At 58.9% G+C, this 14,341-nt stretch carries 13 protein-coding genes; 6 read left to right on the forward strand and 7 right to left on the reverse strand.

Annotation, left to right across the window (positions count from 1 at the left end):
• Positions 1-53: 53 nt before the first annotated feature.
• The 4 genes from ABRP84_RS04685 to ABRP84_RS04700 all read right to left on the reverse strand — a co-directional run bounded on the left by ABRP84_RS04685 (position 54) and on the right by ABRP84_RS04700 (position 5,964).
• Positions 54-1,073, reverse strand: a complete 1,020-nt coding sequence (locus ABRP84_RS04685) for an LLM class flavin-dependent oxidoreductase (protein ID WP_023023465.1) — start codon at positions 1,071-1,073, stop codon at positions 54-56.
• A 189-nt stretch (positions 1,074-1,262) separates the two neighbouring features.
• Positions 1,263-2,690 (reverse strand): branched-chain amino acid transport system II carrier protein, encoded by a 1,428-nt coding sequence (gene brnQ, locus ABRP84_RS04690; protein ID WP_023023463.1) that lies wholly within the window; start codon positions 2,688-2,690, stop codon positions 1,263-1,265.
• A gap of 214 nt (positions 2,691-2,904) precedes the next feature.
• Positions 2,905-4,035, reverse strand: coding sequence for a MalY/PatB family protein (locus ABRP84_RS04695; protein ID WP_023023461.1), 1,131 nt, complete (start codon positions 4,033-4,035; stop codon positions 2,905-2,907).
• Between the two features lie 42 nt (positions 4,036-4,077).
• Positions 4,078-5,964, reverse strand: a complete 1,887-nt coding sequence (locus ABRP84_RS04700) for an ABC transporter ATP-binding protein (RefSeq protein WP_023023459.1) — start codon at positions 5,962-5,964, stop codon at positions 4,078-4,080.
• 167 nt (positions 5,965-6,131) lie between these two features.
• Here ABRP84_RS04700 and ABRP84_RS04705 point away from each other — a divergent pair, with 167 nt between their 5' ends.
• A complete protein-coding gene (locus tag ABRP84_RS04705; protein ID WP_023023457.1) occupies positions 6,132-6,680 on the forward strand; it encodes a hypothetical protein in 549 nt (182 codons plus the stop codon).
• Positions 6,677-7,219 carry an isopentenyl-diphosphate Delta-isomerase gene (gene idi, locus ABRP84_RS04710; protein ID WP_023023455.1) on the forward strand — a complete coding sequence of 181 codons (543 nt, stop codon included), beginning with the start codon at positions 6,677-6,679 and terminating at the stop codon, positions 7,217-7,219. Before ABRP84_RS04705 ends, idi begins: the two co-directional genes overlap by 4 nt.
• 6 nt (positions 7,220-7,225) lie before the next feature.
• On the opposite strand, the gene ABRP84_RS04715 is transcribed toward idi, so the two are convergent.
• The gene (locus tag ABRP84_RS04715) at positions 7,226-8,488 is read right to left on the reverse strand and encodes a carboxylesterase family protein (protein WP_349852877.1); all 1,263 of its coding nucleotides are present in this window, start codon (positions 8,486-8,488) and stop codon (positions 7,226-7,228) included.
• Between the two features lie 38 nt (positions 8,489-8,526).
• Here ABRP84_RS04715 and ABRP84_RS04720 point away from each other — a divergent pair, with 38 nt between their 5' ends.
• The 4 genes from ABRP84_RS04720 (at position 8,527) to ABRP84_RS04735 (ending at position 11,887) form a co-directional block, all read left to right on the forward strand.
• The gene (locus tag ABRP84_RS04720) at positions 8,527-8,730 is read left to right on the forward strand and encodes a hypothetical protein (RefSeq protein WP_023023450.1); all 204 of its coding nucleotides are present in this window, start codon (positions 8,527-8,529) and stop codon (positions 8,728-8,730) included.
• Positions 8,723-8,998, forward strand: coding sequence for a hypothetical protein (locus ABRP84_RS04725; RefSeq protein WP_023023448.1), 276 nt, complete (start codon positions 8,723-8,725; stop codon positions 8,996-8,998). Before ABRP84_RS04720 ends, ABRP84_RS04725 begins: the two co-directional genes overlap by 8 nt.
• Before the next feature lie 151 nt (positions 8,999-9,149).
• Positions 9,150-10,982, forward strand: coding sequence for an AMP-dependent synthetase/ligase (locus ABRP84_RS04730; RefSeq protein WP_023023446.1), 1,833 nt, complete (start codon positions 9,150-9,152; stop codon positions 10,980-10,982).
• Between the two features lie 224 nt (positions 10,983-11,206).
• The gene (locus tag ABRP84_RS04735; protein WP_005278077.1) at positions 11,207-11,887 is read left to right on the forward strand and encodes a hypothetical protein; all 681 of its coding nucleotides are present in this window, start codon (positions 11,207-11,209) and stop codon (positions 11,885-11,887) included.
• A gap of 129 nt (positions 11,888-12,016) precedes the next feature.
• On the opposite strand, the gene ABRP84_RS04740 is transcribed toward ABRP84_RS04735, so the two are convergent.
• Together ABRP84_RS04740 and ABRP84_RS04745 are read right to left on the reverse strand one after the other, a co-directional pair.
• On the reverse strand, positions 12,017-12,982 hold the full coding sequence (locus ABRP84_RS04740) for a hypothetical protein (protein WP_023023444.1): 966 nt from the start codon (positions 12,980-12,982) through the stop codon (positions 12,017-12,019).
• 165 nt (positions 12,983-13,147) lie between these two features.
• Entirely contained in the window at positions 13,148-14,302 is a 1,155-nt protein-coding gene (locus ABRP84_RS04745; protein ID WP_023023442.1) for an ATP-binding protein, read from the reverse strand.
• Positions 14,303-14,341: the final 39 nt, after the last annotated feature.

Here is a 14,341-nt window from a genome sequence, read left to right on the forward strand (position 1 = left end):
GTTGAGGCCGAGGGCGGCCCAACGCGGCGCTTTGTAGCGCAGTGAGGCGGGGTTTAGCGCGGGGTACCCGCTACGTTGGCTGGATCGAGCTGCCAGCCCTCGGCAAGCACGTGCATATTCTTGATGACGTTCTCGTGCGAGCTGGATTGCAGGGAAATCATCAGCTCGTCGGCCTTGGCGTGCTCTTGGAACTTCTCCAGGTATTCGGTGACTTCCTTGGTGGTACCGACCGCGGAGTAGCGCAGCATGTCCAGGATTTGCTGGCCCTGGTAGGACTCGATGATCTGCTCTACCTGCTGGTCGGTCAGGTACTTGCCGCGGCCGGCGAATGATTTCACGCGGTTGAAGCACACGCGCTCGTACTCGGCTTCTGCCTCCTGCATAGTATCGGCGGCGGTGACGTTTACTCCGGCGATGACGTAGGGCTCGCTAAACCGCACGGAAGGCTGGAAGTTTTCCCGGTAGTAGGTGGTTGCTTCCTCGAGGTGCTGCGGGGCGAAGTGGGAGGCAAAGGCGTAGGGGAGGCCGAGCTTTGCCGCGAGCGAAGCGCCGAACATGGACGAGCCCAGAATATAGATAGGAACGTTCGTATTAGCTCCGGGAATCGCGCTGACCCCAGGGATATAGGCCTTGCCTTCTAGGTACGCATTGAGCTCTTTGACGTCTTCTGGGAAGCGCTCGGCAGACTGCCCATCGCGGCGCAGCGCACGGCCCAAGGTATTCATGTCCGTGCCGGGGGCGCGGCCGACGCCCAAGTCGATGCGGTCCGGGTACATCTCCTCCAAGGTGCCGAATTGCTCGGCGATGACGTACGGCGAGTGGTTGGGCAGCATCACGCCGCCGGAGCCTAACCGGATGCGCTCCGTCTTGGCGCCGATGTGCGCGATGAGGACGGCGGGCGCGGAGGACATAATGGACTTCATATTGTGGTGCTCGGTGTACCACATGCGGGAATACCCCAGCTTTTCGGCTTCTTGGGCCAATTCCACCGACCGGTTAATGGATTGGGCAGGGGTTTCACCGTCATAGATGGTGCAAAAGTCCAATACGGAAAGCGGCGCGTGATCAGTCATGGGAAAATAATCCTTTTTCTCGCGGGGATAGTACCTATAGTGCAACGGTACGTGGGGCGGGGCTATTCCGTACTTTTTCGCGCGACCATGCGCATCCCGGCGTCCCTAGCTGAGTTGAAATCGCAGACAGAAACCCCGCCGCAGAACCCGAGGAATGCGGGCCCGCGGCGGGGAGTGGAAGGAGAGAGCTTAGCTCTTAGGCGATGCCGCTGCATCGAGCGGCGAGTCAACGACGGCATCGCCATCGGCATCGGCCGCCGCGGTCACAGAGTTAGAGTGCTTCTCGCCGGCCCTGGTGGAGATATCGACAATCAGGCCAATAACGGCCGCGATGACGGTAGGTACAATCCAGCCGAGATCCACTGTTTGGCCCGGCGCCAGCGACAAGATGGGATCCAGGGCGGCGGTGCCCCAACCCTGCGCGGAAATAACGGTCAGGGCGGACCAGATGACCGATACCCACAGGGCAAGGCGGTACGTCCAGTAGAACACGATGGACTTCTTTACCGCCGGCTGGATAAGCGTGAGCAGGATAAGGGAGATGGCCGGTGGGTACAGGAAGGTGATAAACGGCACCGCGATGGACAGCACGGTGTCGAGGCCTTGGAAGGCGAAGAGGATGGACATCGCGGTGAAGATGCAGGCCCACAAGTGGTAACTCGTCTTCGGTACCAACATCTCGAAGAATGCGGAGGTGGCGGTGATAAGGCCCACCGCGGTGGTCAGGCAGGCGAGGACGACGATGGCGGAGAAGAGGGCCTGGCCGAAGGTGCCCATGGTGAGATTGGCGGCCTCGGCAAGCAGCGGCGCACCGGATTCATAGGACTGGCCATCGGGCAAGGTCTGGCCCACCCAGGCCAGCCCCAGGTAGATGGCGGCAAGCAGGGCGCCGGCGACAAGCGCTGCGGTAATGGTGCCCTTCACCAGGGACTTTTGGGTCTTAAAGCCCTTAGAGCGCAGGGAACCCACGATGACGATGGAAAAGGCCAGGCCAGCGATGGCGTCCATGGTGTTATAGCCCTCGAAAAGGCCGGTGACCATGGGAGAAGAGGCATAATCTTCGGTGGGCATCTGGGGGTCGCGCGGGTGGTTTAGCGCCGCCAAGGTAATGAGGACCACCAGCAGCGCCACCAGGGCTGGGGTGAGGAATTTGCCCAGCGTATCGATGATGGAATTGGGCTTCCACGCCAGGCCTAGCGCGATAAGGAAGAAGACGGTATTGAATGCACCGCTGGCCATCGTGCCTTCCCAGCCCAACAGGGGAGTGATCGCCGTTTCCATGGATACCGCGCCGGTACGCGGAAGCGCGTAGAACGCACCGATGGAAAGATAGGACAGGGCGGAAAAGACGACGCCAAAGATCGCGCCGCCATTTGCTCCTAAGTCACGGACGGAGCGGCCGGAAATCGCGACCGCGATGATGGCTAGGACGGGCAAGAGCACGCCGGCGGCGAGGAAGCCCAGCACGGCGGGCCAGAAGTTGGTGCCGGCGGAAACGCCCACCATCGGTGGGAAAATGAGGTTGCCGGCGCCGAAGAACATCGAAAAGAGCATGAGCGAGGCAATGACAACGGTGGCCTTGCTCTTGGGGGTGCCTGAGGCAGTGGTGGTAGCCATCCTGGCTCCTTAACATTGCGTACTAAAACCGTCGGCCGCGCCGAGGGCCGTGGTGGCAAGCGACGCGAACGAGAATGCGAATTCTGTAGCCCTATAGGGACTATTCGTGTAATGAGATATTACTGCCCACCTGTTGAGAAATCAAAGCATGGTGAAAATACAATAAATGCCCCATCGCGTGTGCGATGGGGCGAGGAGAAAGGGCGGCTGAGAACTAGTCGAGCTCGGCGAAGGCCTTTTCCATGCGGTCGAGCGCCTCGCCGAGGATTTCGCGGGAGGTGGCGAAATTCAACCGCGCGTGCCCCGGGCCACCGGTGCCAAAGGTATCGCCCTCGTTGAGGGCCACACGGGCGTTTTCCCGCAACCACTTGGCGGGCTGGGGATTGCCGGCGATGGCGGTATCGGAAAAGTCTAGCCACAACAGGTAGGTGGCCTGCGGTTGCGAGGTCTTCAGCCCGGGGATGCGCTGCGGCAGTTCTTCAACCAGCCAGTCGCGGGTCTCGCGCAAGTACTCGATTTCCTCGTCCAAGAAGTCCCCGCCGTGGCGGTAGGCGGCCTCTGCGGCAAGCACGCCCAAGGTGCCGGTGCCGTCTTTGGCCACGCCGGTAAGCCCGTTCCACTTCTGGGCATCGGCGGCATTGGAAAAGATGATCTGCGCGCACTTAAGTCCTGCGGTGTTAAAGGCCTTGGAGGTGGCGGTGACGGTGACGGTGCGCTGCGCTGCTTCCTCGCTTAGCGATGCCACCGGGATATGCTTTCCTTCATAAACCAGCGGGGCATGGATCTCATCGGCCAAGATGCGGGCATCGTATTTCTCCGCCAACTCCACCAACCCGCGGAGGTAGTCCTCCGACAAGACGTGGCCGTGCGGATTATAGGGGTTGGCCAAAAGAATCGAACCGGCGCCGTCTTTGAAGGCTTGCTCGATTTCATCTAGCTCGAGGCTGGTTTCGATCTTCTCGCGCCCCGCCGTGCGGGGGAGTTCGAGCAGCGGTGGGTAGGAGGGTACGGGCACGATGACGGGGGAATCATCGCGGGTAAAGTACTGCACGCCGAGCAAGAGGCCGCGGACGACATCGCCTATCCAGAAGATGTGATCGGCATTGGGGCGCCAGTCGTAGCGCTCCGCATAGAAATCGGCGACTGCCTCGCGCAGCCCCGAGGTCTTGGGGGAGGGGGTATAGCCGAAGGTTTCATTATCCACCATTTCCTGCAGCGCCTTTTTGACGGCGGGGGCGGTGGGGAAATCGGACTCCGCGATCCACAGCGGGAGGATGTCCTCATCAAAGACGGTCCACTTGCGGGTACCGCGGGCTTGCAACTCTTCTAGGCTAGGAAACTGCATGCACACAAGCTTAACGCTTTAAGCGCATTAGTCCCAGTGGATTTATTCACTTTCTTCGTCGTGCTCGCTGTGGGAATTAGTGCCGGTGACAAAGCCGTACTTTTTCAGCCGGCGGCGGTCCGCGGCGGAGCTGGATTGGGTGAGTTTGAGCAGCTCGGCGTAGATGCCGCCGGATTGCGCGAGCTCGGCAGGCGAGCCTATTTCATCGATCCTTCCTGCCTCTAGTGTGATGATGGTATCGACATCCGCGATGGTGGATAGGCGGTGCGCGATAATCAGCGTGGTCCGGTCCTTCATCAGCTCATCCAGGCCGGCTTGGACGGCGCGTTCGGCCTTCGTATCAAGCGCGGAGGTGGCCTCATCGAGCACCAAGATAGGGGCATCTTTTAGCATGGCGCGTGCGACGGAAACGCGCTGTTTCTGCCCGCCGGAAAGCTTCAGGCCGCGCTCGCCGATGACCGTGTCATAGCCATCCGGGAAGGCCTCAATGAAGTCATGGGCATTGGCGCGCTTGGCGACGTCCACGATTTCTTCCTCCGTGGCCCCAGGCTTGCCATAGGCAATATTGTCGCGGATGGTGCCCGAAAAGAGATAGGACTCCTGGAAGACCACGCCTACCGATGCGCGCAAGCGAGACGCGGTGAGGTCATCGACGCGGTGGCCCAGCACATCGAGGTGGCCGGCCGAGGGGTGATAAAGGCCCAGCAGCAGATTGACCAGGGTGGATTTACCGCCGCCCGATTCTCCCACGAGCGCCACCTTCTGGCCTTCGTGCGCGCTAAAGGAGATGTTGTTGACGACGGGCTTTCCTTCTTCATAGGCAAAGGAGACATCATCAAAGGCAAAGACCGGCGCGCCGGGCGTGGGCTCCAATGGGGCGATGGGGGTGAGGTTGAGCTCGGGGGTGCCAGAATCCGTGATAGCGGCGACCAGCTCGCGCGGGGCGGTGGGCTCCAAGTCTTCTTCCATGACCTTGAAGTAGTCGCGCGAGCCGGCGATAGCGCGTTGGGCCGTATCGATCATCCAGCTCATCATGAATACGGGCTGCTTGGCCATGGTGACCATCTGCAAGAGCATGACCATATCGCCGATGGAAAAGTGGCCTTCGAGGGTGCGCCAGAAGATCACCGCGTAGATGCCCAAAAAGATTATGGCCATGGCGATGCCGCGGAAGGTATCCATCATGTGCCACCAGCGCGACTGCGGCCGCGTGGTATCGACCACGGTGCCATAGCGCTGGGCAAAATGGTCCAGCTCGCGGGATTCGGCGACGAAGGATTTGGTGACCTTCACCTGGCCTATGACCTCAGCAAAGCGGCCATTTGCTTGGTCGATGTTTTCGTTTTTAATGGCCTCAAATTTTTGCCAGCGCTTCGAGGTCAGCGCGGTTAGCCACATATAAATGGGGAAAAGCAACGCCAATAAAATGGTCAGCGGCCAGTAATACCAGGCGGTAATGGCCAAGACCGCGATGGTCTGGATGATCATCGTGAAGAAGTTATTGGCAAAAGACTGGATAAACTGCGTGATATTCGCGATGGAGCGATCCAGCCGGGCAATGATCGTGCCGGTGACCTGATTATCGTAATAGCCCTGCGGCAGCGCCAAGAGCTTGGCAAAGTAGCGATTGGATAAAATCTGGCGCAAGCGCGAGACCATGACATCGCCGATATAGCTGCCGACATTCCGGAATAAAGCATTGGCGGCATCTGCCAGGAAAAGGGCGAGGGCTAGGAAAAGGACGGCACGCAGGGCATCGCCAAGCGGCTCGTTTGTTTGCAGCGCCTCAACAATGATGTCGGTGGCTTCCCTGGTAAGGAAGGGTGAAATCAACGCAAGGACGGCGGTGACCGTCGCTGCGAGCAAGACGCCGAGATAATAAGGCCACAGGGCAGAAGCGCTGCGGGTAATGCGTACGAGGGATTTCATAGGGGGATGCTCAATTCAAAGACGCGTGGAGGAAGAGTACCTAAAAGAGACAGTCAAGTATGCCACACGCCACGGCGCGCAGCCCAGATGCATACCTTGGGCGGGCTTTCGGCTAAGGTATCTGTGCAGAAATAAAGTTATCTTCGCGTGCAAAGGATCCATCCACGGTGAAAATTTCTCACACTTTAGGCGCAGGCGTGGTCAGCCTTCTCGCCGTGACTCTGGCCGGATGCAGCATTCTCCAGCCGGAAGAGACCGGGTTGGGGGACAATATCACCGTCTCCAGTTCGGAAGAAGCGCCTTATCAAGCGGAAGACACCGACGATAAGGAGGTTACTTCCAACCTGGCGAGCCCGGTGAAAGATGCCGGCCTCGGGGTCAGCTGGGAGCTACAGGGGGTTTATGCGGATAATAATTCCGGCGGCTCCGTGGTGACTATTTTGCTCAAGAATGAAAACGAAATGGCCCTGCCAACCGATGCCTTCGATGACCCCGTCCTCGAGCGTGCCGACGGAAACGGCGGCTGGTCTAAGGTAAAAGCACTGCCCTATGACGAGAACTCCGCGCCTGACGTGGAACCCCCGGGCCTCGATCACCCGCTGGGCGCGGGCGCCTCGGTCAACCTGCAATACCGCTACGATGTCGCGCCGGGCAACCTCTGGAATGCCCGCCTGCATATTGGAAATGTCACGTGGGTGGGGGATCTGAACCTATGACGGAACGGGTAGTCTTGGCGGGTGCTGATGGAAAAGCCATTGGTACTGCCCTCAAATCCGAGGTGCATACCACCGACACCGCCTTGCACTTTGCCTTTTCCGCGTGGGTTACCTGCCAAGGAAAGGTACTCATCACCCGCCGGGCGCTGAGCAAACAAACCTGGCCTGGCGTGTGGACCAATTCCTTCTGCGGGCATCCTGGCCCGGGAGAAGCGACTGCCGATGCCGTCATTCGCCGCGCTGAGTTCGAGTTAGGGATTCCCGCGGACGCGCTATCTAACCTGCGCGAGGTGCTGCCCACCTTTTCTTATCGGGCGGTAGATTCTTCCGGCCTGGTGGAAAATGAAATCTGCCCCGTCTACTGCGTAGAGCTCGACTCCCAAGCGCAGTGGCAGCCGAACTCGGACGAGGTCGACTCTTGGGAATGGGTCGAGCCAACTCGCCTCATCGCCGCAACCGATGCCGTGCCGGCGGTATTTAGCCCGTGGATGTGCGAGGAACTGGCGGAAGCTGAATTGCGCACGGCGCTTCAGGCGTAGTAGCAGTTAGTCCTCTTCATAAAACGCCGCCGCCACGTAATCCAGGGTGGCATAAGCAATGCGCCGATCCCCGGTATCCAAATCAAACTCGAGGACGCGGTGGTCGCTGCCATAGCGAGGGAAACCCGGCTCGCCGGTGGTGGCGAAGTGGCAGAGCCACTCATTTAGCTCGCAGTCGGTGCCGAAGAGCGGGTAGAGCTCATCGCAGTGCAGCGCTGGCTTAAGCTTCCTCGTAAACTCCATCATCCAGGTAGGCCCTGGCGCGCCGGAGGCTACCTGCGCCGTCCAGCGGCGAACGAGGGAATCGCCGATCATCCGGCCCATCAGGCGGTCCGGGTCCACGTACTGCGCGAGCTGGCGCCATTGCGTGTAGCGCCCGTGTGGGAAGCCGAAGCGTTGGGAAAGGTAATTACAAATAAACTTGCCCAGGGCCATATTATCGATGCGCTTGCCGGCCGGAAGATCATAAAACTCATCCCGGGTAGAGCTCACCACGATGGGGATATCCGCCAATTCGGAGGCCTGCATCGGCGCTGGGCCGAGGGCCAAGTCATAGCGGTGCTTCTTGCGGAACTTTTTGTAACCCTTTTCTAATGCCTCGGGCGACAGCGATTCCAAAACGCTTTGTTCGATGGGGACCGAGAGGTACCTGTGCAATCCCGCTACGCGGTGTTCAAAAGTGTCGCGGGGATAGACAGGCGATAGGGCGAGGACCCGCCGAAAAGCACCGCGGTAGTGATCGCGCCGGGCAAGCCACAGGCTAATCGCCGCGCCGGCGGATTGGCCCACCAGGGTGATATTCGTTTTATCCCCGCCAAAGGATTCGATATTGTCCTGTAACCACTCCAAAGCCAGCACGCAGTCATCGATGCCGCGGTAGCGGTCCGCTTCATCGTCGGCAAAGCGGGCGAAACCGGCCAGGCCCACGCGGTAGCCCACCCGGACTTGGATGATGCCCTTGCGGGCCGTTACCGTGCCTGGCACCCGCTCGTCCTCATGCGAACCGCCTTCAAAGCTTCCCCCGTGGATATAGACCACCACGGGGCAATCCGCGGCGTTCTCGGGGGCGGTGATGCTGAGTGCTACCTCATCCGGCTGCGGTGTGCGCGCATCTTGGTCGAGAGGCTTTTCCAGTGGCCGCGACGGGGCGAAGCGGCTAGGGATTTCGCAAAAGCGCAGCGAATGAAAATAGGAGAGGCCATCGCGGCTAAAGCCGGTGATGCGTCCAGATGGGGTGGCAATAGTGACGGGTATCTGTGCGCTCGACATACCTGCCAGATTACCGTGAGGCAGTAATATAAGGACCCATGGAGTGGTTGACTGAGGTGAGCAGCGCATTTTCGCAGTTCTTGGTGCAGGCGCCCGTGTGGGTACAGATGGTCATCGTGGTCATCATCGTGGTGCCCATCATGATTGGCCTTGCTTGGTGCCTGATGTGGGCCGTGGACCGCAGCGCTGCCCTAATTTCCCAGTTTCGCGATCGCGGCACTACAGTAAAAGACCATGGCTGAACAACATTCGGAGGGCGCGGGCGATAACGCAGCTAGCGGCGACGTACCCGGCGCCAGCTCGGATAGGATCCAGCCGGTAGATCCCCGCGAAGGCCTGTGGGATCCAGAGCGCAAAAAGGATGAGCGCGCTACAACTACGCCGGTTGCCGGCACCTCCCAGTCCGTTCGCCGCAAGCGCTCCCTGCCCAAATCGCGGGTCTCGCTCACGCTGTGGTCCATGATTGCGCTAGTTCTCATCGTTGCACTCATCGGCAGCCTGTGGCCCTAGGGCAAGCTGGTGAATTGCTCCAATAAATAGGCCACTCTGGTGTTATAAGCCCTGAATAATTACAGCTTCGATCGTGGGTGAAACGCGTTGATACGCTCTCCGGTTGGTACAGTAGGCACAGATTATTATTAGCTGTGCGAAAGGATATCGCGTGACCCTGCAACAAGTGCACACCCCGGCGGAATTTACCATTGAGCCGGGGGAGACCTGCCTCACCGCCCTAATGGATACCGCGAAGAAGCGTCCGCACGGCGTCATGTTTACCCGCCCAGCAAATTACGAGTGGGTCAATGTCACCGGTAAAGAATTTATCGATGAGGTCTTTGAAGTAGCTCAGGGTTTAATCGCGCTAGGCGTGAAGCAGGGCGATCGCATTGCCCTCATTTCTGCTACCCGCTACGAATGGTCCCTGCTGGACTACGCCATTTGGGCAGCCGGCGCGGCATCGGTTCCGGTCTATCCTTCCTCGTCCGCCTCCCAGGTGCGCTGGATCATTGAGGATTCCGGGGCGGTGCTGGCCATTACCGAAACCCGCGAGCACTCCGAATTGGTAGAAAACTTGGTCCTACAAGACGACGGTGAACCAAACCTGAAGGGCTCGCCATCGCAGCTGCGGCGCGTACTAGAGATTAATTCTTCTGCTATCGATACCTTGAAATTCGAAGGCCGCAGCATTGGTACCGACGAGGTATCTGCGCGCATTGCCGCCACCAATACCGATGATCTTGCCTCCTTGGTGTATACCTCCGGCACCACCGGCCGGCCGAAGGGTTGCATCCTGACGCACCGGAATTGGCTCTCAGAAGCTAGGGCGCTGACCACCAATCCCATCGGCGTATTCGCCGTGCCGGGTAGCCACACCCTGACATTTTTGCCCTTGGCCCACGTCTTTTCCCGTGCCGTATCGATCGCCGTGGCCATTCGCGGTGCTTCACAGAATCACTGGTCCGATTTTTCCACCATCTCCATCGAATTCGCCCGCTCTCGCCCCAACGTGATTTTGGGCGTGCCGCGCGTATTTGAAAAGGTCCGCAACTCTGCGGCCTCGAAGGCGGCGGATTCTGGCATCAAGAGCTTCCTTTTTGAGCAGTCCGAAAAGATTGCCATCGAATACTCCAAGGCACTCGATACGCCGGAAGGCCCAGACCGTCTGCTGAAAATTAAGCACAAGCTCTTTGACAAGCTGGTCTATTCCACCATCCGCCAGGGCGTGGGCGGCAATGTTCGGTACTGCATCACCGGCGGTTCCGCGATGGGCCACGATTTATTGCATTGGTTCCGCGGCATTGGTGTTCCCGTTTTTGAAGGCTATGGCCTGACCGAGACCGCTGCGGCCGCGGCCGTGGACTACTTGGACCAATCCATTGGTACCGTCGGACCGCCGCTGGGCGGGGTGACCATGCGCATTAACGATGACGGCGAAGTCTGCATCAAGGGCGGCATGGTCTTCCAAGGGTATTGGAATAACCCCGAGGCCACGGAGGAAGCCTTCGAGGATGGCTGGTATAACACCGGTGACTTGGGGGAAATCGACGATGATGGCAAGCTCACCATCACCGGCCGCAAGAAGGACTTGATTGTCACCGCAGGTGGTAAGAATGTATCGCCTGGCCCGATGGAGGATATCCTGCGCGGGCACCCCCTGATTTCGCAGGCCATGGTCGTAGGTGATGGTAAGCCGTTCGTGGGAGCGCTTATCACCTTGGATCCAGATATTCTCAAGCGGTGGAAATTGGACCACAATATCCCAGAAAACCGCTCCATGAGCGACATGGCTACCGACGCCACCCTGCGCGCCGAGGTGCAAGACGCCGTCAACAAGGTGAACACCACTGTCTCCCACGCGGAAGGCATCAAGAAGTTCTACATCCTAGAAAGCGACCTTACTGAGGATGAAAATGAGCTCACCCCAACGATGAAGGTCAAGCGCAACGTGGTGGCTCAACGCTACGCCAGCGCCATCGAGCACATTTACAAGCGCTAGAAAGGCGCGAAACGGGTACACCCGGGGATTTTATTCCTCGGGTGTTTTTCTTCTTGCAGGTCACAATGGGCGAAGCGCGAACCTGCCATAAACCTGTGAAACGCTTCGGAGTGTCGCGCTCTCGCGGTGGACGATCTGGCATAGAGTCATGAGTCGTCGCCGAAAACCTCAACCTCTACTAGAGGTTAGAAAAAGAAAACCGCGGAAGGAGTGGCTCGAAGCCTATGCAGAAGATCGCCGCCGAGCTGCGTCACCGCGAGCTCACCCAGGAGATTTATAATATCGGCGACGAAGTCGCGGAATACCTCGAGCACCTCATTGAAGCAATCGAGGATTGGGATGAGGAACTGTCCATGGATTGCCTGGCAGAACTCGGCGATATTGTCGACGATGCCCGCGTGGACTCGGGCCGCTGCGTGGGTGAGCTAATTGGGCTTCGCCAAGCGCTGGTGTCCGGTGTGCGTTCAGGAACCATCTCTGCCGCTCCCTCCGGCGCGAATGATGCGGAGGAGCCGGAGCAGCTCACCCCGCGCCTGTTGGATGAGCGCTATCCCATTGCCAAGCCCATCGTCGTGCATGAATTGGCAGAAGCGCTGCGGCAGCGCACGCAGGCGGTAGCAGATTACCTGCGTGAGGTCGTGGACTACGTGCTGGCGCAAACCGATGCCGTCGCCCGCAACCTCGACATGGTCTCCCTGCCGCACCTGTATAAGTGCACAGGGGAATCCGCGCTCATCGCCGTGCAGGCGTGGAAGCACACCGTGCTCGATACGCACCCGGCGTACGTGCGCTCCATGCGCGGGCATAACCCGCCGCAATTCCTAGAAGAACGCGCCCGCATTGCCGCGGTCGTAGAAAAAGTCCGCGCCAAGCGCGAGGCAGCCCGCCGGGCCACAACTGCATAGATCCTTTAGACTTCCTTGCTTAAAGCAAGGGAATTTTAGCGGCCCACCGAGATTCCCTCTCTCGGTGGCCGTTTCATTTGTAAATGACCATCCCGCGAACCTGCCGAAATCTCCGGTGCCAGTGAGAATTCAGCGGCGAGACCACTGGGTGCGTACCGCGTTCTGGCGCGCAGAGATAGTGGCAGTGACCTCAGTGATGAAGCGTTCCGGGTGCTGTACTAACTGACGCGGGGAAAATCGTATGACGGTAAAACCCGCATCGTGCAGGCGCTTTTCGCGGGATTGGCCGGTTTGGTCCCGCGGCTTCGTTGGCATCGTGGTGGCCGCGGCGTCGTCTGGCCGCCCAACGGCTGTGGAAGAGGCCCCGGCCGTATGGTCATCGTTCGGTTCAGTGATGTCGATGATGTAGGTCTTATTGATACACAACTCCGCGGTAATGCCGGGAAGGGCAGTGTACTGAACCTCGAAAAACATTGGCCACGGAAAATCCGCCTGGATGAGCAGGGCGCGGGCAAAGGAGGCATGGGGAGACGGGGAGGCGGCGCAGCTGTGGTGGATCACGTCCCGGACGACCGCGCTATTGCGCACCCTGCCCATCCGCGCGAATTCCTGCCTGAGTTTCTTCTTTGTAATTCCTGCCCGCAAGGCAGAGTCGGCGGCAACGAGACCTTCGCGAAAACCGTGGAATCGGGCGATATCGATCACAGCTCGGGCTGGCGAAACGGTGCGGGAGCCATGCACCAGCATCGGTTCGGGTAATTTCGTTTTGCGGTACATGCGTTCTGGATGGCGCCGATCTTTATTGGGTAAAGAGTTATGGGGAAGGGCCATTTCCACCTTTTCTTCCGCGGAGGCAAGCACCCATAGCCCGTGGACGCGGGCGGCGGACTTAGAGATGAGCACCGCGGTATAAGCGCTGCGGGCGGCGGCGATGGCGCGCAGGCGCAGCTGGGAGGATAGGCTCAAACCGTGGTAATGGTCGCGGTGTACCGCGATGCGGGGCGCGAGCTTGAGGTAGGTGCCGTTATCGAGGTCGCGGCCGAAGGTGGGATGGTTGTGCCGGATGGAAGGAATATTAGTTAGTGCTTTGCTCATGACCCCGAGCACATATGAGGCGCACGATGCCTGCTGCCCGAATGCGCGCGAGGCTGTGGAGTTCTCGTTGAATCTTCACTAAGTGTGAACCGTGGTGCTCGAGTGGCGCCACGAGCTTAAGTTATCCACACCCGCGCTATTGGTGGGTTGTGCGACTGAGCTTGATTAGTACGAATCGATTACCAAGCTAGCGGCATGCTCGCGCAAATAATCTCGAAGGTAGGGCAGGGCAAAGTCTACTTGGCCACTGGCTGGTATCTCGATTAGTTCCGAGTCAAGCAAGCGGCGGCGGTAATTGGATGCATATTGCGAGCTTTTTCCTAGGCGGGCCGTGATATCACTCATGGATGAGGGGCCATTGTCTTGCGCCATATGGAGCAGGAATGTCCGATCGATGGGGGAAAGCTCCGCTAGGGCGGGCTCATGGACTAGCTGCCCTAGCTTTCGTCGTGCTTTGGAAATGCCTTCCTGCGCAGCTTCCACCGAAATCGTATTGTCTGTTCGGTGGCGGAAAGCCCATAGGCCGACGAGCTGAATCATAAAGGGGTATCCCTGGCAAGCGGATACGGCAGATTTCAGCGCGTCCTTGTCCCAATTAACCTCTGTTTCTTCTACGGGAGCCTTGAGTGCCTTCCGGACGTCCGTATCCGCCACTCGGTCCAATTCAATACGGTTCGCACGGCGGAGAAAAGTGACAGGATTAGAGTCATCCTGGCTGGCTAAAAGCGGTTTAATCGAGGAAGGGATCCCTGCCATGACCACGGCAATATTTTCCCCTTCTCGCACGAGGTGCTGGATGGTAGCACCAAAATCGATGACCTCATCACTGCGCTGGTGGTGCATTTCATCCAACGTAATGAGCACCCCGGTGGGCTCGCCGTGGGAAATCTGGTCGAGTTCGCGCTGCGCATGGAGGAGGTCTTTCAAAGCCCTTCTTAAGGGATAGGATTCCACGGATAATGTCCTTGGATCCCATTCCATCCCTATGCCTAATTGAAAAAGGTGCAGGTTGAAACCTTTTAGCGCTGTGCGGTTGAGTTGAAGGGTATTAATAATTTCAGCTCGGAGCCGCTCTGCAAAACCGGCAGATGCCGTGTCATTAAGGATGCGCCAACCGCGATCTGACGCGGTGTCTTCGAAAGCATTGAGCAACACCGTCTTGCCGATACCGCGCGGACCCACGACGAGAGAAATACGTTCATGGGATCCGGGGCCATCGTCCAAGGCATAAGCGAACTCCTCAATGGAGTCTTTACGGCCAGCTAGGTAGGGAGGCGTGGCTCCAAGCGTGGCGGTAAACGGATTCTTCCGGTGGGTCATAGCTCAAGTGTAAAACACCGCGCTTGTGTACGCTTGTTT

Origin of the sequence: Corynebacterium sp. KPL2861, from assembly GCF_040225475.1 — a bacterium.
Classification (GTDB): domain Bacteria; phylum Actinomycetota; class Actinomycetes; order Mycobacteriales; family Mycobacteriaceae; genus Corynebacterium.

What these genes read in the sequence shown, in the direction of transcription:
- ABRP84_RS04685 (WP_023023465.1), bottom strand. Translation starts at nt 1,073, where the DNA reads ATGACTGATCACGCGCCGCTTTCCGTATTGGACTTTTGCACCATCTAT.
- brnQ (WP_023023463.1), bottom strand. Translation starts at nt 2,690, where the DNA reads ATGGCTACCACCACTGCCTCAGGCACCCCCAAGAGCAAGGCCACCGTT.
- ABRP84_RS04695 (WP_023023461.1), bottom strand. Translation starts at nt 4,035, where the DNA reads ATGCAGTTTCCTAGCCTAGAAGAGTTGCAAGCCCGCGGTACCCGCAAG.
- ABRP84_RS04700 (WP_023023459.1), bottom strand. Translation starts at nt 5,964, where the DNA reads ATGAAATCCCTCGTACGCATTACCCGCAGCGCTTCTGCCCTGTGGCCT.
- idi (WP_023023455.1), top strand. Translation starts at nt 6,677, where the DNA reads ATGACGGAACGGGTAGTCTTGGCGGGTGCTGATGGAAAAGCCATTGGT.
- ABRP84_RS04715 (WP_349852877.1), bottom strand. Translation starts at nt 8,488, where the DNA reads ATGTCGAGCGCACAGATACCCGTCACTATTGCCACCCCATCTGGACGC.
- ABRP84_RS04720 (WP_023023450.1), top strand. Translation starts at nt 8,527, where the DNA reads ATGGAGTGGTTGACTGAGGTGAGCAGCGCATTTTCGCAGTTCTTGGTG.
- ABRP84_RS04725 (WP_023023448.1), top strand. Translation starts at nt 8,723, where the DNA reads ATGGCTGAACAACATTCGGAGGGCGCGGGCGATAACGCAGCTAGCGGC.
- ABRP84_RS04735 (WP_005278077.1), top strand. Translation starts at nt 11,207, where the DNA reads ATGCAGAAGATCGCCGCCGAGCTGCGTCACCGCGAGCTCACCCAGGAG.
- ABRP84_RS04740 (WP_023023444.1), bottom strand. Translation starts at nt 12,982, where the DNA reads ATGAGCAAAGCACTAACTAATATTCCTTCCATCCGGCACAACCATCCC.
- ABRP84_RS04745 (WP_023023442.1), bottom strand. Translation starts at nt 14,302, where the DNA reads ATGACCCACCGGAAGAATCCGTTTACCGCCACGCTTGGAGCCACGCCT.